Source organism: Paenibacillus radicis (ex Gao et al. 2016), from assembly GCF_014641555.1.
Taxonomy (GTDB): Bacteria; Bacillota; Bacilli; order Paenibacillales; family Paenibacillaceae; genus Pristimantibacillus; species Pristimantibacillus radicis.
On the sequence record NZ_BMHY01000001.1, the window covers coordinates 646,713 to 671,978 of the forward strand.

The window sequence follows — 25,266 nt, forward strand, 5'->3', positions numbered from 1 at the left end:
GTTAAATCTAGCAATATGACATTAAAAAGATAGGGTGGGGCGCGATGTCCGGCACACGCAAGCGAATCGGAGATTTGCTATTGGAATCCGGCGTCATAACCGAGCAGCAATTGCAAGAGGCGCTGGAGCAGCAAAGAGATACGAAGTCCCGGCTTGGTGACGTATTGATCAGCAAGGGCATCATTACACAGCAGCAATTCATTGAAGCTCTGGAGTTTCAGTTAGGCATCCCCCATGTACAGTTATACCGGCAGAAGATCGATCCTAAAATCATTCAACTTATGACGCAAAAGCTGGCCGATCAGCACTGCGTCCTTCCTCTCCGCATGGACGGCAACAGACTTGTTATCGCTATGGCGGATCCTCTTGATTACTTCGCGATCGATGAGATACGGATCGCAACCGGACTAAGGGTGGAACCGGTTATCGCTGCGCGAGAAGAACTGGTTCGGGCCATTAGCCGTTATTACGGCCTTTCCGAAACGATCGAACAGATCAGTCAAAACCTGCAATTGAAAGATTTAGACGATGAGCGGGCTATTCAGGACGAGAATTCACCCGTAGTCAAAACGGTAAATCAAATTATCGTCCAAGCCGTCCATCTGGGGGCAAGCGATATTCACTTAGATCCGCAGGACGGCAATTTCCGCATCCGGTACCGGGTGGACGGCGTCATGCGGACGGAACGCAACCTCCCGACCAATATGCACGGCGTCATTATTGCCCGGATAAAAATCATGGCCAATCTGAACGTAGCCGAACGACGGCTGCCGCAGGACGGACGGGTAGAGCTGGATATCGATTTCCGCAAGGTCGATATGCGGGTGTCAACGCTGCCGACCGTACATGGCGAGAAAGTTGTCATTCGTGTCCTGGATTTGAGCGCTTCGCAGGCTGATATCTCCAAGCTGTCGCTATCGGAGCACAACTATCGCTTATTCAAGGGAGCAATCGAATCCTCCAATGGCGTTGTACTTATCACTGGACCTACCGGCAGCGGCAAGTCGACCGCGCTTTATTCCGCCCTGGGGCATTTGAACCGCGAGGATGTCAACATCATTACGATTGAAGACCCCGTGGAGTACCAATTGGAGGGTGTCAATCAGGTTCAGGTCAATCCGGTAACGGGTCTAACGTTCGCTCGTGGTCTCCGCGCAATACTGCGGCAGGACCCCAACATCGTCATGATCGGAGAAATCCGCGATTCCGAGACAGCGGAAATTTCCGTGCGGGCCGCCATGACCGGCCATCTCGTACTCAGTACATTACATACGAATAATGCGGTTAATGCGATAACGCGGCTGGTAGACATGGGAGTGGAGCCGTTTCTCGTCTCATCCTCTCTTACATGCATTGTTGCCCAGCGTCTTGTCCGGCGTATATGCCCGCATTGCTCCCGAAGCTATGAGCCCTCTGCAGAGGAACGTGCCATATTAACGAAAGCGCGCTTTGAAGTGACGAAGCTGTTCAAAGGAGAAGGATGCGGAGAATGCGGGTTAAGCGGATATAAGGGCCGTATGGCCATTCAAGAGGTACTGCCTGTTGACGACCGGCTTCGTACGATGATTCTGGCAAAGCGCTCTGATCATGAGTATTACGACCATGCTTTGAGCAATGGGATGGTTCCCATTATGGCGGATGGCTTGCGCAAGGCGTCGGAGGGGCATACGACGCTGACGGAAATTTTTCGCGTGTTAGGCAAGGTTGACTAAGTGACGGGCAGGAAGGATTTTGCGTATGACGGTCATTGAAATTCTTCGTTCCGCACAGGAACGGCAAGCGTCGGATATTCACATTACGGTCAACTCGCCAGTCGTATTAAGGATTCACGGCCGGCTGCTTCCTTACAATGAACAGGTGCTGAAGCCTTCGGATACGAAAGGGCTAGCGAAGCAGCTTCTGACAGAAGAGCAATATGAAGCTTTTGTTAAGCAGGGTGATCTTGATTTCTCTTATGGTATTCCTGGTGTTGCGAGATTCCGGATCAATGCCTATAAGCAGCGCGGCAGTGTCGGGCTGGCGATTCGAATCGTACCCAGCCGGATTCCTTCGATGGAAGAGCTTTGCTTGCCCGAGATTATTGGGCAGTTTGCTGTTAAGCCGCAAGGGCTGCTGCTGGTGACGGGGCCGACGGGCAGCGGGAAATCGACGACGCTGGCCTCGATTATCGACTTTTTGAACCGCAAGCAGAGCGCCCATATCATTACGCTGGAGGACCCTATTGAGTTCATTCATGATCATAAACGGTCGATGGTCAATCAGCGCGAGATCGGGCTGGACACGCCGTCCTTTTCCAACGGATTGCGGGCGGCGCTGCGGCAGGATCCTGACATCGTGCTCGTAGGAGAAATGCGTGATCTGGAGACGATCAGTACAGCCATCAGTGCGGCGGAAACCGGGCATCTCGTTTTTGCAACGCTGCATACAGCCGACGGGCCGCAAACGATTGACCGCATTATCGATGTATTCCCGCCCGGCATGCAGGCGCAAATCCGCATTCAGCTGGCATCAGTGCTTATCGGGGTCGTCTCCCAGCGACTGCTGCCTCGCAGGGATGGCAGCGGCTTGACCGGAGCCTTTGAGGTGCTCGTCAATACGCCCGCTGTCGCCAACTTAATCCGGTCGGAGAAGGTCTATCAAATTCGTTCGGTCATGCAAACGTCCAGGCAGCAAGGCATGCAGACGCTGGAGCTTGCTTTGCGAGAGCTGGTTCAACGGGGCACTGTAGCCCTTCAGGATGCGAAGGAAGCGGTTATTGGCTTTGGAGAGTTATAAGGCTGGAGGGGATGAAGCATGCCGAAATTCCGCTATAAGGCAGTAACTGCCCAAGGCAAACGGTCAAACGGGATGCTCGAAGCAGTAACGATACAACGGGCAAGAGAAGCGTTAAGCGAGAAGGGGCTTTGGGTAACAGATCTGATCGATACAAACGACAGTGTGCTGTATCGCGATATTTCGCTCGGCGGGCCGCGCGTCGGAACGGAGCATTTCACCGTCTTTTGCCGTCAGCTTGCGACGATGTACCGAGCAGGGGTTAGTTTGGTGGAAGCGATTCAAATATTGAGCGAGCAAACCTCCAGCAAACCCTTCGCCAAGCTATTGAGCGAAATTGCCGAAGATATGCGGGGCGGTGCGCAGTTGTCGGATTCGACGGCCAAGCATCCGACCGTCTTTTCCCCGATATTCATTCACATGGTGCATGCAGGAGAAGTAGCCGGCAATCTGGATGTGATGCTGGAGCGGCTCGCCATATTTTTCGAAAAGGAACGCAATACGAAGGAAAAGGTCAAATCGGCGATGGTGTATCCAGCTATTATGCTGGTGCTGATGATTGTCGTCGTTATTTTCCTGATGCTGTTCGTCATTCCGCAATATGCCGTCAGTTTCGAGGGGATGGGCATTGAGCTGCCGCTCCCTACACGGATCGTCATGGCGGTCAGCGAGTTTATGCAGGGCTTCTGGTATGTCGTATTGGCTGCTATGATTCTTCCTTTTGTACTGGTGAAAATCATCCGGCGATCGCAGCAGGGCCGCGAACGGCTCGATCTGCTAAAGCTGAAGCTTCCGGTATTCGGCAAGCTGTGGCATAAGCAGGCGCTGGCCCGCTTCGCCCGGACATTCAGCTCCTTAGTGACGGCGGCGGTTCCGCTCATGCAGGGACTGACAATTGTCTCGCATGTTGTTGGGAATGAAGCGATCGGCAAAGTGATCGGCGAGATTCGCGAGAAGGTGCTAGGCGGCGAAGCGATGTCGGAGCCGCTCAAGCAATCGAAGCTGTTCCCGCCGATGGTGACGCAAATGCTTACAATCGGCGAGCGCTCCGGCGCCGTCGACGACATGCTGGAGAAGGTAGCAGACTTCTACGAGGCTGATGTCGACCAGATGGCGGAGCGGCTTAAGTCTTTGCTGGAGCCGATCATGATCATCATATTGACGGCAATCGTTGGTGTTATCGTGCTGGCGGTTATGACGCCGTCATTCAAAATGATGCAAAGCTATTTATAACTGCGGTTTTATTGCTCTACCAAATATAAAAATTAGGGTCAAAACGGGAGGAGATTTAATATGTTGATGGCATTGAAAAGAAATGAAAAAGGTTTGACGCTGATCGAGCTTTTGGCGGTACTGGTTATTGTGGGGATTATCGCGGCTATTGCGATTCCGGCGATTGGAAGCACAATAGCAAAGTCAAGGGATAAGGCAGATAGTGCATCTATTAGTCTAATTGAAGAATCGGCATTGCGCTATGTGACTGATAAAGAATATACGACTAGCCAAACTATTAGTATAGATGATTTGGTCTCGGCAGGTTATTTGGCTAAAGCACCAACTTTGAACAAAAAAAATGTCACTAATGTCAAAGCTGATTTATCCGCAAACGATGCTTGGAGTATTACGGTTACTACAACTCCAAAGACTTAAATTATTAATAAAAAACTAGAAAGGCAACCCCAGGTTGCCTTTTCAGAGCTTCGAAAGGCTACCTGATTTCACAATGTTCCTTCATTTTGATAGTTCTTCTATAGCTCTTGCTTTGATTACGAAATGCTACCAAGTTGCTAGATCAAACTCTCATAGACTAGCCTCGATGTGAAGAAACAAGAAACAAAATGCAAAAGTGCAGTTTAATGAACGTCAAAAGGCCGAAAAACGTGTTCAAAATGTAAAAGTACATTTGAAATCGTTCTATCCTCCTCTTTGGCGCTGTATTAGGCCAATCAAAATGCACATTTGCATTTTGAGGCGATAAAACGGCGGAAATGCGGCTTACAAACTGCAGATTTACATTTTGATTCGTTCATCGGTGGTGCAGGCATAGCAAACTTGACTCATAAGCAGAAAAGTGATGCAAGAAGAGTATCCAGAAGAGCTAGATGATACTCTCCAAAGCTATTCCAACTAGCTTTTAGCGAGATAAACGTTACTTTGAGTTCATGGTGTGAATATGGACGGCGAGCGGAGTGCCAGGCGATCAGAGGAAGGTTTGCATTTTCGATCAATAGGCAAAGCCGAGTGTATCCGAGGTGCTGAATCATTAATGAGAGCTGTCGAGACTTTCCCGACAGCCTGAAAGGCAACCCCAGGTTGCCTTTCTTATCCTTTTTCAAGGGCGGGGTGGGAATGACAGCTTGGGCGATTGTTATCGTATCGTTAGCGGGATTATTGCTAGGCGGTCTGTTCAATGCAGTAGCCATTCACTGGGATAAGCGGCTGCCATCCGTTTATCCGCCGTCGTATTGCGCGCATAGCAGACATCGGCCGCCGACCTATGCTGTCATCCAGTTGCTGCCCTTCCTTACTTCAGGAGGCAAGTGCCGACAGTGTGGTCAACGGCTGGAATGGCGTTACGCAGCTGGGGAAGCCGCCACGGCACTTCTATTCGGCTTAGCCGCTTTTAGAATGGATTCACAGCCTGAACTGATTGCAGCGCTATGGCTCATTGCCATTCTCTCTATCATTACGCAAACGGATTTAACCGATAAGATTATTCCAAATAAAGTGGTGGCGGCAGGAGTGATTGGAGCGATTGTTATCCGCTTGTTCATTCATCCGCTCCCGATATGGAATTACGGGATAGCAGCTGTTGCTGGTAGCGGGGCTTTATTAGCGATAGCTTTGTTAGGCAGTTGGGTGTTAAAGAAAGAGACGATGGGCGGAGGCGACATTAAGCTTTATGTATTTATCGGTCTTATGCTTGGTGTAAAGCTTACGCTGCTGAGTCTATTTCTCGCCAGCTTATTTGGATTAATCGGAGGTTTGCTGCTAATCGCAGCAGGCGGTCATGCCCGGGGAAAAACACTGCCGTTTGGACCTTATATCGCGCTTGGCGCCATTACGGCGTACTTGTGGGGAGACGGTATGGTGGAGTGGTATTTAGGCTTGCTGTCGTTTTAGCCGTTTTTGACAAGATTGACAATAGAAGAGGTGCGATGAATTTGGTTGTTTGGCAGCGACATTGCCAGCTCTACCTCGACAGAGGGGCCGTCCAATTTCATCGTAAAGCTTTGCACATGTTCGGAGAGTGTAACCGAAGTTGGGTTGGCTGCCAGTACACCATTGTCGTTTTTCAGCCTGTAGGTTACGGATAAGGCGCTCGTGGAAGGCTCGAATCGATAAAATACATATTGGCCCCCGGAGCCGCTGAACTGAAGCGATTGCTCATCCGGCTTAGTTGCGACAAAACCGCCGCGCCGCGCTGAAGCGGCCAAGTTATTCATGATGGTACGGGATTCTTTCATTACCGACTCCCGCTTCTGAATTTGCGAAACGCCCAGGTTTGTCTGGTTCAGCAGAAAAATCAAACCGCTAAGAACGACAACAGTAAGGACTAGTGTAGCTGTTACTTCAACAAGCGTTAAGCCCTTTTCATTTCGCACCATGGGGACCGCCTCCATCTATCGATTTAAGAATAAGGTACATAAGCATCAAGGCTGAATGTCCGGAGTGTTGACAGATCGGTGCAGGTAACGCGCACATGACGGATGAAGTCGCCGGTATTATACATTGCAGTATGGGATACACCGTCACTATTCGTGCCATTTTTGATTTCGATTTGACCAAGTGAATGGCCGACACTTTGAATTTGAATCTTATATTTCCGATCCTGTTCGCTTCCGCTTGGATAGTAGATGATAGGCAAAGTCGCAGCGGCATTGCTTCGCAGCGTCGAGAGCGAGACAGGTTGTCCATACAGCACAATACTGGAATGACTATTCAGCTTGCCCTTAATCTCCTCAATCGTTCTAGGTGATCTTATCGTTGGAGGCAAGCTCGTGGCCGCGAATACCGTATCCGATTCTTGGACGGTCAAAGGCTCCATGCTGGTCAAAGGCAATATTTCCTTCGGAAGCTCGCTGTCCAAATTCGAGGTTATGCAAAACTTTATTGCAAAAGGCAATGTGGATTTCACGAATAAAGTAGAGGAATTGATCGTTGGCGGTTCGATTGCGATCCAAGGAAGCTTTATCAACCAATCCGGACTTAGCTCCGTAACGGTCGGCAAAGATTTCATCGTTCGAGGGGATTTCGTCATGAAGAACAATATTAAGCCGGGCGGAATGAGCATGAGCGGTTATTTTATCGTATTTGGCAACGCGACCTTCAAGGAAATATCGAATTCGAAAGGGTCAGGCGACGTTCCAGTCAGTAAAATGAAAGGCTTTATGGTCGGAGGAAATACCGTATTCGAGGATTATATGAAATGGCAGAATTTCGACAATGTGATTTGCATTCTGTAAGTAGGGTTAGGAGGGTAACCGGTTGATAGCATCGCTGCTGCGAAACTTAAATAAAGGTCATCATTCTTTGGGCATTGAAGTGACCGATGAGGCGATCAAGCTTTGCGAGATCAGGGAGAAAAGAGACCGCAGCGTGCGTATTGTCAATTATGCTGCAGCTCCGCTGCCGGCAGGCGCTGTCAAGGATGGCCGTATCATCGAGCTTGAGACGATGCAAAGCACGTTGAAAGAACTGCTTGCCGTTAACAAAATTGGGGCCAGACATGTTCATTTCGCCATTCCGAGCCCAACGACTATGGTTCGGCTGCTTCAACTGCCGGATATTCCCCACCATGAACTCAAAAAGCTGGTCCAGTATGAGATGAAGCATAATGTGCATGTTGCCTTCGAGCAGCCGCATTACGATTTTGTGAAACTGGCGACAAGCCGGAATGCAGCGGAAAAGGCGGTTAATCCCGTTTCTTCGGCTGAGCTGGAGACCGCAGCGGCTTTGGGCGAGCCGGTAAGCAGTCAGCCGCTGGCAGATGTGCTTGTGGCGGCGGCTCCGCTTCAAGTGCTTGAAGCGTATAATGAGTTATTCATGAAATTAAAGCTAATTCCGGACAGCTTTGAGATTAAAGCTTTTTCGATGATCCGGCTGCTTGAGAAAACGAAGACGAATGTGAACGGCCTTCATCTAATCGTCGATGTAAACCGGACAAGCTCTGAGCTTACGATTATCGAAGATGGCGTATTCAGAATGACCCGAACGGCCGAAATTTCGTTCAAATCGATGACAGAAGGAGCGGTAGGGGAAAGCAGGGAGTGGCTGTCCGCTTTCGCCTCGCCGGAGCAAACCTTTGCCAATGCGGTGCAGGATCTCGCCTCGGAGCTGGAGCGGCTCATGAATTTTTATTTCTATACATTGACGACAAGTGAGCGGCATTTCCAATCGATTATTGTAACAGGAGATGTCGAGGAGATGGATAAGCTTCAAGAAGGTCTGCGTTCGAATTTGAGACAGCCGGTCGTTGTACCCAATTGGAGCGGATTGAATGTTACAGACACGGCGGATGACTGGAGCTATTCTGATTATGCAGTGCCGCTAGGACTGGCTTTAAGGGGGAAAGAAGGATGAGATCGATCAACCTGCTGCCGCCCAAGCCGCCCCGGTTCAAGGGAAGTCCGCTCATTTTATCGCTGCTTGTTCTACTGGCCGTCGTTAGTGTAACCGGTCAATGGTATTATCGCATGACATGGGTGAATGAAGCGGGTCGTTACACGGCCATCGTCAAGGAAAGCCGCAGCGAAATTGCCAGACTGCAAAGTGCAGGCATGTCCAGAACAAAAGCAGAGCAGTTCCAGCAAGCATCCGCCGCTATAGCCAAGTTGGAGGATGAACGGCCGGAATGGCTTCCGTATCTGTCTCCTGTGGTCGGCTATTTGCCCGATAAAGCAAAAGCGAATTATATCGGCATTTCCGAGGACGGTAAAATGATTCAAGCGGAGCTCGTTTTCACCGTGTACCAGGAAAGCATTAATTACATTGAAAAGCTGGAAGAAGCGCCTGCTTTGCGTGCAACGAAAATTAGCGCTTATCGGAAGGAAAGCGAAAAGTCGAGCGGTGATTCGGCCATCGGGCCGAACCAATTCCCTTACAAATTGGTTGTCGAGGTTCAATTGAATCCGGCTGTGAAGGAGGCTGGACGATAATGGAGCTGCAAATGAAGACAGCCCCTGCAGGCAAAAGAGGTCTTGATGCAACATTGATCCTTGTCATTGCTATCGTGGCAATCAATATCGTTGCAGGCTTGCTCTTTCTGCTGCCGGCATGGCTGGAGCTGCGTAATGGGAAGGCTGAAGCTGATTTAGAGCAGCAAAACGTATTGACGGCGCAAGCGCAATTCACGACGGATATCATATCCGAGGAAGATATTCGAAAGCTGGCGAACAAAGCTCCCTTTTATCCGAAAGACTCCGGCATATTGCTGACTGCTGTAAAATTAGCTGAGGCATCAAAAGCGCCGCTCGTCGATTTTTCACAAGACTTGGCATTGAGCGATAAGCAGCAGTCAGACAATTTGTCAGTGGATGCTGCAGCTTCAACCGGTGCGGAAACAGGTGCTAATGCTGTTGGTGGAAGTGCAGGGAGTCAGGTAGTCAGCCAGCCGGTTCACATTACGGTCGCGGGCCATATGGAAAACGTGCTGCAATATATTCGCAACGTCCAGCGCGATGAGCGGCTTATCGCTGTGGAGCAATGGAACATCAAACTATTAAAAGAAGCTGATTTAACTGACGATTTGAAAAACAATGCTTATATCGATCCGTCCTTACCGGTATACGCACTGGATATGAAGCTGGCATTCTATTCCCTTCCGGCATATGCCAAGGAGCTAGGCGGGGCGGCTGCCTCAGCTTCCACTGCGGGAATGGATGAATTGGATGCATTGAAATCTAAATATGGAAAGTTGTCTTGGGACACAGCTGCTAAGCAGTAGAAGTACAGAAACGGCTCGCTTCTCCGAATAGGAGAGCGGGCTCTTTTTCATGAAACGAAATGAATCATTCATCTATTCTTCATGATAAGATAGAGCTGATTGTCATACTATTGTCATAGGAAAGCGAACGCTAACGGTTGTTAGGGCAAACGAAAACGGGCATAATGGAACATAACGAATAATTAAAGAAATGAGGAACGGGAATGAGCTATAATGACCGTTTCATTCGGGCATGCCGGAAGGAAACTTTGGACCGTGTGCCGGTCTGGTACATGCGTCAAGCAGGACGTTACGATCCTGAATACCGTAAAATCAAAGAGAAGTATTCACTGCTAGAAATATGCAAGCAGCCGGAGCTTGCGGCGGAAGTCACGATGATGCCGGTACGCAAGCTGGGTGTCGACGCGGCTATTTTATATTCAGATATTATGAATCCGGTCGCATCGATTGGCATTGATTTCGATATCGTGGCGAATATCGGCCCTGTTATCGCGAATCCGATTCGTAATGCTGCCGACGTCGAGAGGTTGAAGCCGATCGATGTGGAAGGCGATCTCGGCCATGTGCTGGAGACGATCCGCATTCTCGACCGCGAGCTGGAAGTGCCTCTTATTACGTTTGCAGGAGCACCATTCACAATCGCAAGCTACTTGATTGAAGGCCGTCCTTCTAAAAACTATTTACGCACCAAGGCGCTAATGTACAGCGAGCCGAAAGTATGGCATCAACTGATGGACAAACTGGGCGACATGGTTATCGCTTATTTGCGCGCCCATATGGCGGCCGGAGGCAAGGCATTCCAACTGTTCGACAGCTGGGTAGGGGCATTGACGCCAGCCGATTTCCGGACGTATGTACTGCCGACGATCGAGCGGATATTTGCAGAGCTGTCTGATTTGCCGCAGCCGAAAATCTATTTCCCGGGAGTAAGCTCCGGGGAGCTGTTGCCGGAATTAAACGCAGTGAAGGCCGATGTGATCGGGCTGGATTGGCGCGTGTCGATTCCAGAGGGACGCCGCAGACTGAACGGCAATTTTGCCGTACAGGGCAATCTTGATCCGACGGTGCTGACTGCGCCGATGTCGACGATTGAGGCTCATGCTGCCGCAATCATTGATCAAGGACTTGAGCAGCCGGGCTTTATTTTCAATTTGGGCCACGGACTGTTCCCGGAAGCGTCGCTTGAGAAGCTGGCGGAGCTGACGAGCTTTATTCATACGTATTCGGAACAAAAAATCGCAGCACGAAATGGAAAGGAAACGAGCCATGTCTGAGATGACTGCAAATCACGGTAAGATCGGCGTACTTGTTATGTCCTATGGAACGCCGCAAAGCTTGGAAGACGTCGAGGCTTATTACACGCATATCCGCCGCGGCCATCCTCCTACCGAGGAGCAGCTGGCTGATCTGAAAGGCCGTTACGAGGCGATTGTTGGCGGCGTATTCCCGTTGCGTGAGAACACCAACGGCCAGGTAGCCGGACTGCAGGATAAACTGGAGCAGCTTGCTCCGGGACGCTACGTCTGCTATCAAGGGCTGAAGCACGCAAGCCCTTATATCGAAGACGGTGTCAAGCAGATGGCAGAGGACGGGGTGAAGCAGGCAGTCGGCATCGTGCTTGCGCCTCATTTTTCAACGATGAGTGTTGGTTCTTACATAAAAAGAGCGCAAGAGCAAGCCGAGGCAAGCGGAATTGCGATGTCATTCGTCGAATCGTACCATCTGCATCCCAAGCTGCTGCAAGCGCTGACGGAGCGGGTCGCGGACGGACTGAACCGGCTTGAGACAAGTTCGGGCGGGGTAAAACCGGTAAAAGTGCTTTTCAGTGCGCACAGCTTGCCGGAGCGCATTCGTGAGATTGGCGATCCCTATGAAAAACAATTGCTGGAAACTTCAGCAGCGGTAGCGTCAAAAGTTGGCATCGCCGATGGCGATTGGCAGTTCACATGGCAAAGCGCCGGCCGGACAAGAGAGCCGTGGCTGGGGCCGGACATTTTGGAAACATTAGACGGACTAGCTAAAGAAGACGGTATCAAAGCGGTACTGGTTGCGCCGGTTGGCTTTGTATCCGATCATTTGGAGGTATTGTTCGACCTTGATATCGAAGCGAAAGCGGCTGCAGGCGAGCTTGGCGTAGCGCTGGAGCGGATTGCGATGCTGAACAGAGATCCGTTATATATGGAGACGCTTGCTGAATCGGTAATAGAAGCCGGAGCTTAGGCTGCGAGCTGTTAACATTTGGCTGACGGACAACATACAAGAACGAGTATAGAGAGGAAGTACAGCGATGCGGAGAATCGGAGAGGCTGAGCACATTGTCATTATTGGCGGGGGCATCAGCGGACTGAGCTCCGCTTTTTATTTGCAGCGGGAAGCGGAGCGGCAAGGGAAACAACTGCGTCTGACAATTGTCGATGGCGCGGATTCTCTTGGCGGTAAAATCAATACGCTGCAGCGCGACGGTTTTGTCATTGAGAGAGGACCTGATTCCTTCCTGTCGCGGAAGCTGCCAACGATTGAGCTGGCGATGGAACTTGGCATCGAGGATGAATTAACAGCACAGAACCAAAGCGGGAAAACCGCTTTTATAATGAAAGAAGGCAAGCTTCACCCGATGCCGAAAGGGCTTGTGCTGGGCATTCCAACCGATATGGAGGCTTTTATGGCAAGCGGCTTGGTGTCGGAGGCAGGCAAAAGCCGCGCTTTGCAGGATTTGGAGATGCCAGGTGATGCTCCAGAAGGAGATGAGTCGCTGGGCGGGTTTCTGTCGCGGCGGCTTGGCCCGGAAATCGTTCAGCATGTGACTGAGCCGCTGCTTGCCGGCATTTATGCTGGTAATCTGAGCAAACTCAGCATTCAAGCGACCTTCCCGCAATTTGCTGAAGCAGAGCGTCAGCATGGCAGCTTGATTCGCGGCACGCAGCACCAGCAGCGGAACAAAGGCCAAGGCGCACAGCCGGCTTGGCCTGAGGGGCTGCCAGAGGAGCTGAAGGGGAGTGCCTTTTTAAGTTTTAAGAAGGGTTTATCCTCCTTGGTCGACGCCTTGGATAAGGCACTTGCCGGAGCTGAACGCAGACTAGGCGAGACGGTGACGGCCCTCGTGAAGAATGATAAGCAAGACGAGAAGTCAGAGGAAGCCCGCTATGAAATCGTGCTGGCATCGGGTGAACGGATCGCTGCAGACGGTGTCATCATTACGGCGCAAGGATTTAATGCCGCTTCTCTGTTGGAGCCGCACGTTAATGTATCTGCTTTGCGTGCTGTCGATTACGTGACAGTTGCGAACGTCGTTATGGCTTTTGATAAAGCGACCTTTGGCGTTGATTTTGCCGGGTCAGGATTTCTCGTGCCGCGCTCCGAAGGGCTGCGTATTACAGCTTGCACATGGACCTCTACCAAATGGCTGCATACGAGCCCTGATGATAAGGTGCTGCTTCGCTGCTATGTCGGCCGCTCCGGCGATGAGGAGGCAGCCAAGCTGCCGGATGACGAGCTAAAGCAAGCGGTGCTTGAAGATATAGCGAAGTCGATGGGTATTACCGCTCAGCCGATTTTTACCGAGATTACTCGTTTGCCTCGTTCGATGCCGCAATATCCGGTGGGTCATTTGGACAACATTGCCGGGCTGCGGGAGTCGATGGCGAAGGAATTGCCGGGCGTATATGTGACGGGAGCCGCCTTCGGAGGAGTAGGTTTGCCCGACTGTATCCGTCAGGGGAAAGAAGCTGCTTTGTCCGCACTGTCCGAGCTATGATTGTTTAGCAATCCAACAGGAACCTTGTTATAATGGAAAAGACTTTCTTTAAAAAGGAGCCATTCCATGTACATATCACGTTCCGAATCCCATCAGCATGAAAAGCGCAAACGCAAGAAAAAGCGCCGGAGGCTGCTTGCGGTTAATTTAATGCTCCTTGGAGCGATTATCGTGTTAGTCGGCGTCGGGCTTTCGGTGAAAAATGCCGGTTCTATCGGCGATTTGCTGAGCTTTGGCGGAAAAGGCACGGAAATTAAATCTTCCGATGGCGGAGCAGCTGTTGTCGATAAAGGCGGCAAAGGCGAAGAAGATGGCGGTTCCGTACAAGAGGAAAAACCCGCATCCGGTAAGGATGGGGAGACTGCCGAAGGGAAACCGCAGGATGAAGGCTCGGCAGACGGTGAAGCTGAAGGAGAAGCTCCCGTTAAAAATGAGCCGGGATCGACTGAAAACGGCAGTAATGGTGGCAGCGGCAGCGGCAGCGGCGAAAAAGTCAGATTGGCTTTCGTTGGCGACATTTTGCTGGCATCCTCGGTAGAAGATCAATTGAAGCGATACGGCGATGACTTTCCTTACGCTAAATCGCTGCTCTATTTGAGTGAGCCGGACATCACTGCGGGCAATCTGGAGTATCCGGTTACCGAGGGGGGCACTCCTGCGGACGATAAGTCGTTTGTATTCAAGGGCTCACCACGCGCGCTTCCAGCGCTGCGGGATGCAGGCTTTGATGTCGTTAGTCTGGCGAACAACCACACACTTGACCAAGGCGTGAAGGGACTTTTTGATACGATGTCCCATCTGGACGAAGCGGGTATCTCCCATATTGGTGCAGGCAAAGATGACACTGAGGCGTTTACACCCGTTATTAAAGAATCACGCGGCATCAAAATTGCATATATTGGGCTGAGCCGTGTCGTACCGAAGACGTCCTGGAAGGCGGATAAAAATACACCAGGCGTTGCGGAAACCTATGATACAACAAGGGCAAAGGCCGCAATTGCAAAAGCGAAGGAGCAGGCCGATCTGGTGGTCGTGATGGTCCACTGGGGTAAAGAACGTGAGGATACGCCGCAACAATACCAGCGGGATTTCGCTCGCGAATACATTGACTCCGGTGCGGATCTTGTAATCGGCAGCCATCCTCATGTACTGCAAGGATTTGAAAAATATAAAGGCAAATGGATTGCGTATAGCTTAGGCAATTTTATTTTTAGCGTGTATCCAAAAGGAAATTCCGGAGAAACAGGCGTGCTTGACGCGACGTGTACGGCGAAAGGGGATTGCGACCTGCAATTCCATCCGATGTATGCAGACCAGGCGCAGCCAAAGCCGATGGAAGAGAAGCAGGCGCAAACGCTTATTGACCGATTGACTTCGATTTCATTCAAGGTGAAGCTGCGCAAAGACGGTACGCTCGTCTCCGAGTAACCGGTGCCGAAAGGGTGATCGAGGAGCATGAACAACCCGTGCGCAGCGCACAGGGGCTGGTCGGGCCGAGCGCCTGAGAATACAATGGCCTCCATACAGATGGCGCTGAGCGAACCGGATATCGAATGGATTGAAATTGATGTGCAGTTGTCCAAGGATCATATCCCCGTCGTCATTCACGACTATAAGCTTAGACGGACGACGAACGGGAAAGGGCAGGTGCGAGATAAGACGGCTGCGGAATTAGCGGAACTGGATGCAGGAAGCTGGTTCTCGCCGTTATACCGCAACGAACGCATACCTACGCTGGAAGCGGTGCTGCAAGCCGTGTCGGGCAAATGCCGGTTGAATATCGAGCTGAAAACGGACGGCATTCGTTATCCTTACATTGAAGAACAGGTTTTGAAGCTTGTCAGGGATTACCGGATGGAGGATAGCGTCGTTATCACATCCTTCCATATTGGCTCTTTGCACCGGATGCACCAGCTGTCAGAAGGTGACCTGCGCACCGGCTTTATTTTGGACGGATGGCGGGATTCACTGCCGGAGGAGCTGAAGCAAATCGGATCGGATTTTTTATCGATTGATTATGGCCGGCTCACGAAAGACAGGATCAACCGTTTGCATGCTGCAGGCATACAAATTATGGCATGGACGATTAATGATGAGCGCAGCATTCGGAAGATCGCTGTGCTGGATTCAAATATTATTATTTGCACGAATCATCCGGATCGCTGGCGGAGTGCGATGCTAACGATTGAAGCTAATGTGAAACGTTAGCGGGGCGCAAAAGTAAGAGCAAATTAATAGCAAACGTTAAGTATGCACTTATAAGCAGCACTTATAGGTATGACGAGTTATCGATTCGGATAATGAAGCAAAAGGGGCGGGAAAGATGGTTGGATGGATCGACGAGTGGTGGCTTCGGGCGCTGGCGGGTTTGATCGGCAGCGGCATAATCGCCATCGCAGCCTATCGATTCCGCTCATTGTCGGGCTCGGGCGCCTGGTCGGCAGTTGCGATGGGGACGGGCTTCGTTACGTTGGGCGAGCCGGTATGGTTCGGCTGCCTGATCGCTTTCTTCGTCACTTCGACGCTCTGGTCGAAGTGGAAAAAGCGGCATCGCGCCAAAGCGAAGGCGGAAGCCAATTATGAGAAGACAGGCCGCCGCGATGCAGGCCAGGTGTGGGCAAATGGAGGCGTAGGCTTGCTGCTCTGCGCAGCAGACGCATGGCTGCCGTCGCCAGGCTGGCTTTACGCCTATATCGGCGTGATGGCCGCCGTTAATGCGGATACATGGGCGACCGAGATCGGCGCCCTGAGCAAGTCCGCGCCGCGCTCAATCATGAGCGGCAAGGTAGTGCCAGCGGGCACGAGCGGCGCGGTAACGCTGCTCGGCTCCGCAGCAGCGTTCGCAGGCGCCGCCCTCATCGGCGGCGTCGCGGCAGCGCTGCTTGCGCTCCAGCAGCACGTTGGCGCTGCTGCGGGCGCTTGGGGCGGCGCGGCGGCGCTAGTCGCAGCCGCCGCTGCCGCCGGCCTGGCCGGCTGCTTCGCGGATTCGCTGCTGGGCGCGACCGGCCAGGCCATGTACCGCTGCCGGGTATGCGGCAGCGGTACCGAGCGCGGCGTCCATTGCGGCGCCGCTGCCGAGCGAGTGCGCGGCTTCGCATGGCTGAACAACGACAGGGTGAACCTTCTGTCGTCGCTGCTCGCCGGTGTAATCGGTTGGGCGCTGGGCACGCTGCTGCTCTAAAGCTCATAAGGCCCTGCCAGGATCAGTCAAGATCCTGGCAGGGCCTTATTGCGTCGTTGTCACCTGTTATTGCGATCGCGATGATCCCCAGCAGGGTTTTTCCATCCATAAAGGCTTATAAAAGCCCTGGAAAGTCGGCGGATTTCGCTGTATAAGACCCTGCGAGGGTCTTAACAAGCCAGAGTATGCCGTTTACTCATAAGTTAAGGCCCTCGTAGGGCCTTAACCATCCAGAATAGCAAGGAAGAGCCCCGGAAAATGGGTTGATTTCGCTGTATAAGACCCTGCAAGGGTCTTAACAAGCCAGATTATGCCCTTATCTCATAGTTTAAGGCCCTCGTAGGGCCTTAACCATCCACGATGGCAAGGGAGAGCCCCGGAAAATGGGCTGATTTCGCTGTATAAGACCCTGCGAGGGTCTTAACGAGCCAAATAATGCCGTTATCTCATAGGTTAAGACCCTCGTAGGGTCTTAACCCACCCACAATTGCCCGACGGACGGAAAGTTAGCTGATATTCGAGCAAGTTTGGCAAGTCATATTTTGTCCAGCTAACGTTTGCCGCTGCATCCACGTTTAGCAACCAACTATATACCGTCATACACGGTAGCTTCCAATGCCACACCTGAAGCAGCCCCAACCGTACATTTCCACCTCCCACCAAAAAAGCGTCGGCGCAGAATTTCCTGCGCCGACGCTTGTCAACCATACATTATTTCGTCAATTGCTCCATTTGCGTAATCAAGTTTTCGAACACGCTCATCGCTTGCTCGATTGGCTCAGGCGAAGACATATCTACGCCGGCCTTCTTGAGAATGTTGATCGAGAAATCGCTGCCGCCGCTTTTCAGGAAGCCGAGGTAACGATCGACTGCTGGAGCGCCTTCTTCCAAAATTTGTTTGGAGAAGCTTGTTGCTGCAGAGAAGCCAGTCGCGTATTTGTACACATAGAAGCTGGTGTAGAAATGCGGAATACGCGCCCATTCCATCTCGATATCTTTGTCTACGACCATATCTTTGCCGTAATACAGCACGTTCAGATCGTAGTAGATTTTGCTGAGCTCTTGCGGCGTAAGCGATTCGCCTTGCTCCGTCCGCTCATGCACGATTTTTTCAAACTCGCCGAACATCGTTTGACGGAATACCGTCGTCCGGAATTGATCGGCATAGTAGGTCAACAGGTACATTTTCTCTTTCGGATCGGTCGACTTGTTCAGCAGATAATCCATAAGCAGCGCTTCGTTCAGTGTAGAAGCAACCTCTGCCAAGAAAATCGTATACTGTGCATCGCGGTAATTCTGATTCGTATCGGAGTAGTGCGAGTGGAGGGCGTGCCCCATCTCATGCGTCAACGTAAACATGCTGTTTAAGTTGTCCTTGTGGTTCAGCAGAACGTAAGGGTGCGTGCCGAAAGCTCCCCAGCTGTAAGCGCCGCTGCGTTTGCCTTCGTTTTCATACACGTCGATCCAGCCGTTGTCGAAGCCATCTTGCAGAACAGCCAAATAATCTTCGCCAAGCGGCTTCAAGCTTTCTTTGACAGTCGCTTTCGCCTCATCGAACGTAATGTCCATATCGAATTCGTCCACGAGCGGGGCGAACAGGTCATACATATGGAGTTCGTCGACGCCGAGCAGTTTTTTGCGAAGATTCATATACCGGTGCATCAGTGGCAAGTGCTTATGAATCGTATCGATCAAATTCGTATAAACCGTTTGCGGGATGTTGTCACCATACAGCGACATATCCAGAGCCGACGGGTATTTGCGCGCACGAGCATAAAAAATATTTTTCGTAATGTTGGCGTTCAGCGTCGTTGCGAGCGTATTTTTAAGCTTGCCGTATGTATCGTACATCGTTGTGAACGCGTTTTGGCGTACCTCGCGGTTTTTACTTTCCAAAAATTGAATGTAACGGCCTTGCGTCAGCTCAATTTCCTCGCCGTTTTCGTTTTTCACCTTCGGAAACTTCAAGTCCGCATTGTTAAGAATGCTGAAAATCGTCCCAGGAGCCGAACTCACGTTGCCGACCTGAGCCATTAACGCTTCCTCGCTTTTGGATAGTACATGCGCTTTCTGACGGCGCATTTCTTCCAGCGTATGACGGTATAGCGCAAGCTCCGGATCAGCGATGAATGCATCGAGCTGCTCGTCGGACAACGACAACACTTCCGGTGTTACAAAAGAAAGTGCCTCGCCTGTCTCCACGCTAATTTTTTTGGATTTGTCGGAGAGCGCCTGATAGACGGGCTCCGCCGTGTCTTCATGATGCTTCATATTGGCATATACATAAAGCCGTTCCACATGAAGGGACAGTTGATCTTCAAGCTCAAAGCAGGCTTTAAGCTGCTTAGCATCGGCAAGCTTGCCTTCAAAAGCGCCGGCTTTTTTGATCAAGCTTTTAGCATCGGCATACTCTTTGTCCCATGCGGCTTGATTTTTAAACAAATCCTCCAGCTTCCAACGGTTTTCCACTGCGGTTTCGGAACGTTTCGGTACGTGATTCATCGAACTCCTCCTCGGAACGGTTATCGTAGATCGGTATTCATGCCCTTCATTTGCAGCATTCGTTTTGGGCTGAGCGGCAAGTTCTGCCGCTGCGGAACCCGGTGTCAAGCTTAACGCCAACAGGACGGGAAGCCATTTCATCATGCGGTCACCTCTAGAACACAGTTTGTCCTAGTATGTCCGGCACGCTCCCTATTACTCCTGTCCCATCGTAAATAAGCTATAGACGACTAGAAAGAATGAAAATGCGATAAATGCGATCGATATAAGCGCCAGACTGCGTCTAAACTGAGGTGCGATCGATTCGCGCTTCGCAAAGACAACGGCGCCCAACACGAAAGATGCGATGACAAAAATGATGGTAGCTGTAAAATCCATCGGCGGCGTATACCTCCTGTATTGTCGTATGCGTACCGTTGTATCGTTATGTTCGCCGCAAACCCTATTATTTCCTCCCGCTTTAGCGTTTAGAGAGGGCTTCAGCGTAACTTGGACTGCCTATACCGATTTAAAAGCGGCAATAATCGCATCGCGCTCTTCTTCGCGGCCTTCATAGCTAGCCAGCTTGAAGCGATTTTCTGCCCAGTGGAGCATTTCCGGACGGCTTACGAAGGTATGGCATTCCTCGCCCCATTGATCGGAAATTTCCCGTACGATCAGCGTCTTGCCTTGAACCTCGACCGTCAGCATATTGTATTTATCGATTTTGTATATTTCGTGCTTTTTGAACATCTGTATGTCCACCTTTCTATCCATCTCTTGCTTGCAAAAACGGATTGTTCTCATCATAGCCAAAAAGGAGGGTGGAAATCAATAAGCATCGGTAGTATTATAGGTATAATCTGCTAAAATGCAGTGAAATTTCCGGCAAGGAGAGCCTTGCCAGGAAAAGATGAGTGGAGAAGAGTAGAGCTGAGATGAGGAGAGTGTTCGTTAATGAAGCAGCATTATGAGCAAATTGGCGTGGCGATGACTTGCCGCGGGTATGACGAGTATGTCCGTATGTTTGATCTGAAGGAAGACGACCTTCAAGCAGGCAAAGTGCTGGATGTGGCATCGGGAGGTTCATCTTTTACGGCAGAGGCTCGGAGAAGAGGGATCGAAGCATTTGCAGTTGATCCGCGATACCAGCAGCCAAGCACAGAGCAATGGATCGCAGAAGCTTTGGAAGAGATCAGTGTTTCTACAGCCAAACTTGCCAAACTGGAGTCGTCGTTCGATTGGAGCTACTATGGAAGTCTTGAACGCCATCGTGCGGGAAGAGAGGCTTCGCTTGAGCTGTTCGCCAGTCATTTGAGGACCGAAGAGGGTAAAAGCTGCTATTTCGCTGGAGCGTTGCCGGAATTGCCATTCGCTAGCGGATCATTCTCGCTCGTTACTTGCAGTCATTTTCTATTTCTATATGCCGAGCAATTCGGCTTTGAATTTCATAAACAATCGATATTGGAGTTAATGCGAGTGTGCAGACCGGGCGGTCAGGTGCGGATCTATCCGTTGTTGTCGCTCAAGTGGGATCGGTTTGACGCATTGAACGAGTTAATGGCAGCCATCGAAGGTGCTGGCGGCAAGGCAGACCGGCTGCCTTCCCAACTGCCGTTCATGCCGGGCTCTACTGAGTACTTGCGCATTACGATAACGGGGTAGAGAATAGTCTTATCACACAAAGAGCTTCCGAAAGTTGGAAGCTCTTTGCTGTATAATATAGTATCGTGGAGGATTCTTTCAGTCCCAAGTGTCCAAGGCTATTATCCGCGCCCCAGTTTGTGAAGTCATCTCAAGCAGTTGCGCGTTCACTGTTCACTGGTCAATCACTAATAAGCAAGGTACCATCCAATAGTCTAATGACCTCAGTCATGGATCAAAATGTAAAAGTACATGTTGTTCGGTTGAAACTGGTCATTTTTCCGCTTCAAAATGCAAAAGTGCATTTTGTTTAGCCGAATTAGCCGGATTTGGGCCATTTGGGTCCATTCGACATGCACTTTTGCATGTTGAGCCGCTTTTTAGATGTGAAAAGCAGAATTAAAATGTACATTTGCATTTTGTTCCATACGGATGTAAATCTGTGATCAGCAGATGAGCTCGGAAGGAGCCGTTTAGGTGCCAAATGTCGTGAATGAAGAAAGTGTACTAACAACTCCAGTTGCTTCAAGGCTCGTATCAGTTTTATTTACAAAAAGTCAACCAGTACGGCGTGCAGCGTTGTATGATGGCCGCCGATTCCCCTGCAGCCCAGCCCAAACAAAACAAAAGCCACTGACCCCTGCCTTATAAAGGCAGCGATCAGTGGCTTATTCATTCTATTTCTTCACAGCGCTAAACAGTCGAGTTCCGCGTGTAATAGTACTGTGCCAGAAACCCGATTGCGGCCAAGATGGCAAGCGCGGAGGCAGTGTGAAAGAAAGAGCTGCGTCCGAATTGTTCGAAAATGTAACCGCCCGCCGTACCGCTAATAAACCCGGCCAACCCGGTCCAGACGACGGCGTACACCGCTTGCCCCGAAGAGCGGAACTCGTCGGGAATGAGCTGGGATATGTATCGCAGCGCGGTGGAGAAGTAGATGCCGAATGTAATGCTGTGCATTAATTGGGTAGCGATAACCCAGCGCGGATCGTCCAGCTCGCCAAGCATCCACATTCGGACGGCGTACATGATGCTGGCGATGGCAAGCAGCGGAAGCTCCTTGAAACGGTGTCCGTATTTGCCGAGCAGGAACAGAATCGGTATTTCACTGACAGCCGACATCAGCCAAGCAAGTCCAATGAGCGAATCGCTAGCTCCAAGCTGGCGAAGCGTAATGGCGAGAAAACCTTCATACATCCGATGCGAGATGGATACCAGGAGCAGGACGAAGAAGAAGATGACGACCTGCGGCTTGCGCATTAATTGGAAGAAGCCGGAAAACTCGATTTTTCGCGAGCTAGTGCGATAGTCTCGAATAAAAAACGATAATATGATCGTAATCGTAATGGTAGCCAGACCGATCGGCAGCGTCCATTCGGAGCCGACCGCTTTCAGCAGCAGTCCAAAGGCGTATGCAGAAGAGGCGAAGCCAAGCGAGCCGAAAATCCGAATCAATGCATAAGGCGTTCCCGTATATTGGCTCGAGAGCAAGACCAGACTGTCGCTAAGCGGGTTGATCGGCGTCTGAAAAAAATAAAAGGCCGTCATGACCAGGCAAATGACAGCGAAATGCTCGACCGGGAACAGCAGAGCAAGCATGGCAAGCTGTCCGAACAAGAGCAAGGTGAGCAGCTTTTTAATCGTTTGAAATTTGTCGCTGGCCCAGCCCAGCAGCACGTTGGCGAATATCGAGATAAACGGCCCTGTTGCGTAAATAATACCAATTTGATGCTCGGAGAAACCCCGATCCATAAAATATAAAGGGATATAGGAGACCAGCAGCGCTTGCGTTGAATAAGCGGCAAAGCTGAAGCCGCGGAGCGCAGTCGTTTCCCTTCTTGCAGAGGAGCTTCGCTTGGAATTTAAATTGCTCGTATCGCTAGATTCTGCTTGGTCCATTGGTACCTTTCACTCCATATCTGTCTCGTAATTCCGTGTTATGATTTTATTTAGTATAGCATGAACTGCTGGATTATTGTTTGGTGAAATGGTACATTTATGTTTGGAGGTTTTACAGTGGGGAAGTATCGGTTTCAGTGGAATGAACGGCTGCGCATCTCGCTCCCTGTAATGGAACAGGATTGGGAGCTATATGATGGCGCCGAACAGGCTGATATGGTTGAGCGATGGGAGCTTATACGCGGAACGATTCCAGATCGGATTATGGAGCTGGAGAGGGTCATCCGCGTCAAGCAAAACGAATTGTTCGAAGAGGACAGCTTTCCGGAGTCCTGCCGAATCAATTCGGAAATCGCCGAATTGGCCAGCCGGATCAATGATCTGCAGATCTGGTACCGGGTCAGTCAGGAACTGGAGACGCCTTTGTCTCCGTCATGATCAACGAGGAGGGCACATCATGCTTATTACGACACTATCAGGCAGCCAGGTGCCTCAAAGCCCTTTGAAGCTGATGTATCGCGTCTATAAGTACATACTGCCTGAGGTCGAGTCCGAGCTGAGCAAGCTGCGGGCCATGGCGGAACGAATACCCGATGGAGAGCTTCGTACGCAGGCACTCGACAGCTTATCGAACAAAAAGTTTCATTGCCAAGGCGGAGCGGTGTACGCCTGCGCCAATCTGGAGCAGCGTCACATCCTGATCCCGCTTATCGTGGCACTGCAGACGATCAGCGATTATCTGGACAATCTATGCGATCGCAGTACATCGCTCGATCCGGATGATTTTCGCCTGCTGCACCAATCGATGCTGGATGCTGTGGATCCTGAGGCCGAACCGAAGGATTACTACGCTATGCGCCGGGAGAAAGACGACGGCGGCTACTTGCGGCATCTTGTCCTTGTCTGTCAGCGGAACGTTGCGAAGCTGCCTTCCTACGGAAGTGTGCAGCGTGTCGTGAGCGAACTAGTCGGTCTTTACGGCGACTTGCAGGTGTACAAGCATATTCGCAAAGAGCTGAGGGAAACGGAATTAATGGCTTGGTGGCATGAACATGAAAGCCGTTATCCGCATTTGCGGTGGAATGAATTTGCCGCTGCAACGGGCTCGACGTTAGGTATGTTCATGCTGTTCCTGGCGGCGAGCGGAGACGGACTTTCCGCAGCCGACGCGAATTCTATCAAGCGTATCTATTTCCCGCATGTTTGCAGTCTTCATATTTTGCTCGATTATTTGATCGATCAAGAGGAGGACAAGGCCGGAGGCGACTTGAATTTCTGCAATTACTACGAGAGCAGCAGCTTGCTGGTCGATCGCATCGGGTGGATCGCAAGCAAGGCTCGTGAGGACGTGCAGCAGCTTCCGGCCCCGAGATTTCATCGTCTCATCATCGAAGGCTTGCTGGCGCTATATTTGTCGGACCCTAAAGTAAAATCGCAGTCCGATGTGATGCGCGTAACCCGCAAGCTGATGAAGAACAGCCCGCTTACCCGCTTGTTTTTTTTGATCAACAGCATTTGGATTCGAAAACAACAAGCTTAGATATAATTATTATCGTTTTGGAGGAATGTATCATGTCAGCAGTAAAATCGATTGCAGTATTAACGAGCGGTGGCGATTCCCAAGGAATGAACGCCGCAGTCCGTGCGGTTGTGCGGAGCGCTCTTTTCCACGGAATTGAAGTTTACGGTGTTCAACGCGGCTACCAAGGCCTCATCAACGACGACCTGCGTCCAATGGATCTCCGCAGTGTAGGCGACATCATTCAACGCGGCGGCACGATTTTGCAAACTGCCCGCTGCAAGGAGTTTACGACGGCAGAAGGTCAACAACGTGGTGCAGAAGTGCTTCGCAACCGCGGAATCGATGGTCTGGTCGTTATCGGCGGCGACGGCTCCTATCAAGGTGCGAACAAGCTCAGCAAGCTTGGCATTAAGACGATGGGTTTGCCGGGCACGATCGATAATGACATTCCATTTACAGATTTCACAATCGGCTTCGATACGGCTGTAAGTATCGTAGTAGATGCGATTAACAAGATCCGTGATACGATGTCTTCGCATGAGCGCTCATCGGTCGTAGAGGTTATGGGACGCCATTGCGGCGATATCGCTCTGTACGCAGGTCTTGCAAGCGGTGCGGAGACGATTATCGTTCCTGAAGTTCCTTACGATTCGAAAGAAGTGTCGGAGAGAATGAAAGCAAACTTTGACAAAGGCAAACGCCACAGCATCGTTGTCGTTGCAGAAGGCGCTGGCAAAGGCGAGACCGTTGCGAGCGAGATTCTTGACGGCTGCGGCTTGGAGCCGCGTGTTACTGTACTTGGTCATATCCAGCGCGGCGGCGCGCCGACAGCGGCAGACCGTATTCTTGCAAGCCGGCTGGGCGATTTCGCCGTTCATCAATTGATGGCGGGTGATTCCGGCAAAGCTTGCGGCATCGTACGCGGCGAGCTGATTACGACGGACATCGATACGGTTGTTAATTCGAAAAAGCCTTTCAACATGGAAATGTATGAACTGGCGCTTCGTCTCTCCCAATAATAACGATAAATGCACAGATTGAACGCCGGAGCGGCATGCTCCGGCGTC

The 25,266-nt window shown here is 51.0% G+C and carries 25 protein-coding genes; 19 read left to right on the top strand and 6 right to left on the bottom strand.

Annotated elements, in window-relative coordinates; all coding sequences use genetic code 11:
- The first annotated feature begins 44 nt into the window (after positions 1 to 44).
- The 5 genes from IEX98_RS02720 to IEX98_RS02740 all read left to right on the top strand — a co-directional run bounded on the left by IEX98_RS02720 (position 45) and on the right by IEX98_RS02740 (position 5,895).
- Positions 45 to 1,712 carry a GspE/PulE family protein gene (locus IEX98_RS02720; protein WP_188887390.1) on the top strand — a complete coding sequence of 556 codons (1,668 nt, stop codon included), beginning with the start codon at positions 45 to 47 and terminating at the stop codon, positions 1,710 to 1,712.
- Positions 1,713 to 1,737: 25 nt separating this feature from the next.
- Positions 1,738 to 2,775, top strand: coding sequence for a type IV pilus twitching motility protein PilT (locus tag IEX98_RS02725; protein WP_188887391.1), 1,038 nt, complete (start codon positions 1,738 to 1,740; stop codon positions 2,773 to 2,775).
- Between the two features lie 18 nt (positions 2,776 to 2,793).
- Positions 2,794 to 4,005: a type II secretion system F family protein gene (locus tag IEX98_RS02730; RefSeq protein ID WP_188887392.1), complete on the top strand. Its 1,212-nt coding sequence runs from the start codon at positions 2,794 to 2,796 to the stop codon at positions 4,003 to 4,005.
- A gap of 60 nt (positions 4,006 to 4,065) precedes the next feature.
- Positions 4,066 to 4,422 carry a prepilin-type N-terminal cleavage/methylation domain-containing protein gene (locus tag IEX98_RS29045; RefSeq protein ID WP_229691943.1) on the top strand — a complete coding sequence of 119 codons (357 nt, stop codon included), beginning with the start codon at positions 4,066 to 4,068 and terminating at the stop codon, positions 4,420 to 4,422.
- A 699-nt stretch (positions 4,423 to 5,121) separates the two neighbouring features.
- On the top strand, positions 5,122 to 5,895 hold the full coding sequence (locus IEX98_RS02740; protein WP_188887393.1) for a prepilin peptidase: 774 nt from the start codon (positions 5,122 to 5,124) through the stop codon (positions 5,893 to 5,895).
- Here the strand turns inward: IEX98_RS02740 and IEX98_RS02745 are convergent.
- Together IEX98_RS02745 and IEX98_RS02750 are read right to left on the bottom strand one after the other, a co-directional pair.
- Positions 5,892 to 6,380, bottom strand: coding sequence for a hypothetical protein (locus IEX98_RS02745; RefSeq protein WP_188887394.1), 489 nt, complete (start codon positions 6,378 to 6,380; stop codon positions 5,892 to 5,894). The genes IEX98_RS02740 and IEX98_RS02745 overlap by 4 nt on opposite strands.
- Positions 6,381 to 6,403: 23 nt before the next feature.
- Positions 6,404 to 6,769 (bottom strand): hypothetical protein, encoded by a 366-nt coding sequence (locus tag IEX98_RS02750; protein WP_188887395.1) that lies wholly within the window; start codon positions 6,767 to 6,769, stop codon positions 6,404 to 6,406.
- A 4-nt stretch (positions 6,770 to 6,773) separates the two neighbouring features.
- Here IEX98_RS02750 and IEX98_RS02755 point away from each other — a divergent pair, with 4 nt between their 5' ends.
- The 10 genes from IEX98_RS02755 (at position 6,774) to IEX98_RS02800 (ending at position 16,653) form a co-directional block, all read left to right on the top strand.
- On the top strand, positions 6,774 to 7,238 hold the full coding sequence (locus IEX98_RS02755; RefSeq protein ID WP_188887396.1) for a hypothetical protein: 465 nt from the start codon (positions 6,774 to 6,776) through the stop codon (positions 7,236 to 7,238).
- A 22-nt stretch (positions 7,239 to 7,260) separates the two neighbouring features.
- Positions 7,261 to 8,355, top strand: coding sequence for a type IV pilus biogenesis protein PilM (gene pilM, locus IEX98_RS02760; protein ID WP_188887397.1), 1,095 nt, complete (start codon positions 7,261 to 7,263; stop codon positions 8,353 to 8,355).
- On the top strand, positions 8,352 to 8,930 hold the full coding sequence (locus tag IEX98_RS02765) for a hypothetical protein (protein ID WP_188887398.1): 579 nt from the start codon (positions 8,352 to 8,354) through the stop codon (positions 8,928 to 8,930). Before pilM ends, IEX98_RS02765 begins: the two co-directional genes overlap by 4 nt.
- Positions 8,930 to 9,718, top strand: coding sequence for a hypothetical protein (locus tag IEX98_RS02770; RefSeq protein ID WP_188887399.1), 789 nt, complete (start codon positions 8,930 to 8,932; stop codon positions 9,716 to 9,718). The genes IEX98_RS02765 and IEX98_RS02770 overlap by 1 nt, the downstream gene beginning before the upstream one ends.
- A gap of 203 nt (positions 9,719 to 9,921) precedes the next feature.
- Complete coding sequence (gene hemE / locus IEX98_RS02775) at positions 9,922 to 10,992, top strand: uroporphyrinogen decarboxylase (RefSeq protein ID WP_188887400.1); 1,071 nt, start codon at positions 9,922 to 9,924, stop codon at positions 10,990 to 10,992.
- Entirely contained in the window at positions 10,985 to 11,938 is a 954-nt protein-coding gene (gene hemH, locus IEX98_RS02780; RefSeq protein WP_188887401.1) for a ferrochelatase, read from the top strand. The genes hemE and hemH overlap by 8 nt, the downstream gene beginning before the upstream one ends.
- A gap of 67 nt (positions 11,939 to 12,005) precedes the next feature.
- Entirely contained in the window at positions 12,006 to 13,472 is a 1,467-nt protein-coding gene (hemG, locus tag IEX98_RS02785) for a protoporphyrinogen oxidase (protein ID WP_188887402.1), read from the top strand.
- 66 nt (positions 13,473 to 13,538) lie between these two features.
- Positions 13,539 to 14,900 carry a CapA family protein gene (locus IEX98_RS02790; protein ID WP_188887403.1) on the top strand — a complete coding sequence of 454 codons (1,362 nt, stop codon included), beginning with the start codon at positions 13,539 to 13,541 and terminating at the stop codon, positions 14,898 to 14,900.
- A gap of 27 nt (positions 14,901 to 14,927) precedes the next feature.
- A complete protein-coding gene (locus tag IEX98_RS02795; RefSeq protein ID WP_188887404.1) occupies positions 14,928 to 15,680 on the top strand; it encodes a glycerophosphodiester phosphodiesterase in 753 nt (250 codons plus the stop codon).
- Positions 15,681 to 15,795: 115 nt separating this feature from the next.
- Complete coding sequence (locus IEX98_RS02800; protein ID WP_188887405.1) at positions 15,796 to 16,653, top strand: DUF92 domain-containing protein; 858 nt, start codon at positions 15,796 to 15,798, stop codon at positions 16,651 to 16,653.
- A 711-nt stretch (positions 16,654 to 17,364) separates the two neighbouring features.
- Here IEX98_RS02800 and pepF read toward each other — a convergent pair.
- The 3 genes from pepF to IEX98_RS02815 form a co-directional block, all read right to left on the bottom strand.
- Positions 17,365 to 19,155, bottom strand: a complete 1,791-nt coding sequence (gene pepF / locus IEX98_RS02805) for an oligoendopeptidase F (protein WP_188887945.1) — start codon at positions 19,153 to 19,155, stop codon at positions 17,365 to 17,367.
- Between the two features lie 195 nt (positions 19,156 to 19,350).
- Positions 19,351 to 19,533: a hypothetical protein gene (locus tag IEX98_RS02810; protein WP_188887406.1), complete on the bottom strand. Its 183-nt coding sequence runs from the start codon at positions 19,531 to 19,533 to the stop codon at positions 19,351 to 19,353.
- 120 nt (positions 19,534 to 19,653) lie between these two features.
- Positions 19,654 to 19,887 (bottom strand): hypothetical protein, encoded by a 234-nt coding sequence (locus tag IEX98_RS02815; RefSeq protein WP_188887407.1) that lies wholly within the window; start codon positions 19,885 to 19,887, stop codon positions 19,654 to 19,656.
- 204 nt (positions 19,888 to 20,091) lie between these two features.
- Between IEX98_RS02815 and IEX98_RS02820 the strand changes: the two genes are divergently transcribed.
- Positions 20,092 to 20,799, top strand: coding sequence for a class I SAM-dependent methyltransferase (locus tag IEX98_RS02820; RefSeq protein ID WP_188887408.1), 708 nt, complete (start codon positions 20,092 to 20,094; stop codon positions 20,797 to 20,799).
- Positions 20,800 to 21,471: 672 nt separating this feature from the next.
- On the opposite strand, the gene IEX98_RS02825 is transcribed toward IEX98_RS02820, so the two are convergent.
- Positions 21,472 to 22,677 carry an MFS transporter gene (locus IEX98_RS02825; protein ID WP_188887409.1) on the bottom strand — a complete coding sequence of 402 codons (1,206 nt, stop codon included), beginning with the start codon at positions 22,675 to 22,677 and terminating at the stop codon, positions 21,472 to 21,474.
- Positions 22,678 to 22,794: 117 nt separating this feature from the next.
- Here IEX98_RS02825 and IEX98_RS02830 point away from each other — a divergent pair, with 117 nt between their 5' ends.
- From IEX98_RS02830 to pfkA, 3 genes are read left to right on the top strand one after another with little or no spacing between them, the layout of a single operon-like run.
- Positions 22,795 to 23,115 carry a hypothetical protein gene (locus IEX98_RS02830; protein WP_188887410.1) on the top strand — a complete coding sequence of 107 codons (321 nt, stop codon included), beginning with the start codon at positions 22,795 to 22,797 and terminating at the stop codon, positions 23,113 to 23,115.
- Positions 23,116 to 23,134: 19 nt separating this feature from the next.
- Positions 23,135 to 24,217: a tetraprenyl-beta-curcumene synthase family protein gene (locus IEX98_RS02835; protein ID WP_188887411.1), complete on the top strand. Its 1,083-nt coding sequence runs from the start codon at positions 23,135 to 23,137 to the stop codon at positions 24,215 to 24,217.
- Between the two features lie 32 nt (positions 24,218 to 24,249).
- Complete coding sequence (pfkA, locus tag IEX98_RS02840; protein ID WP_188887412.1) at positions 24,250 to 25,218, top strand: 6-phosphofructokinase; 969 nt, start codon at positions 24,250 to 24,252, stop codon at positions 25,216 to 25,218.
- Positions 25,219 to 25,266: the final 48 nt, after the last annotated feature.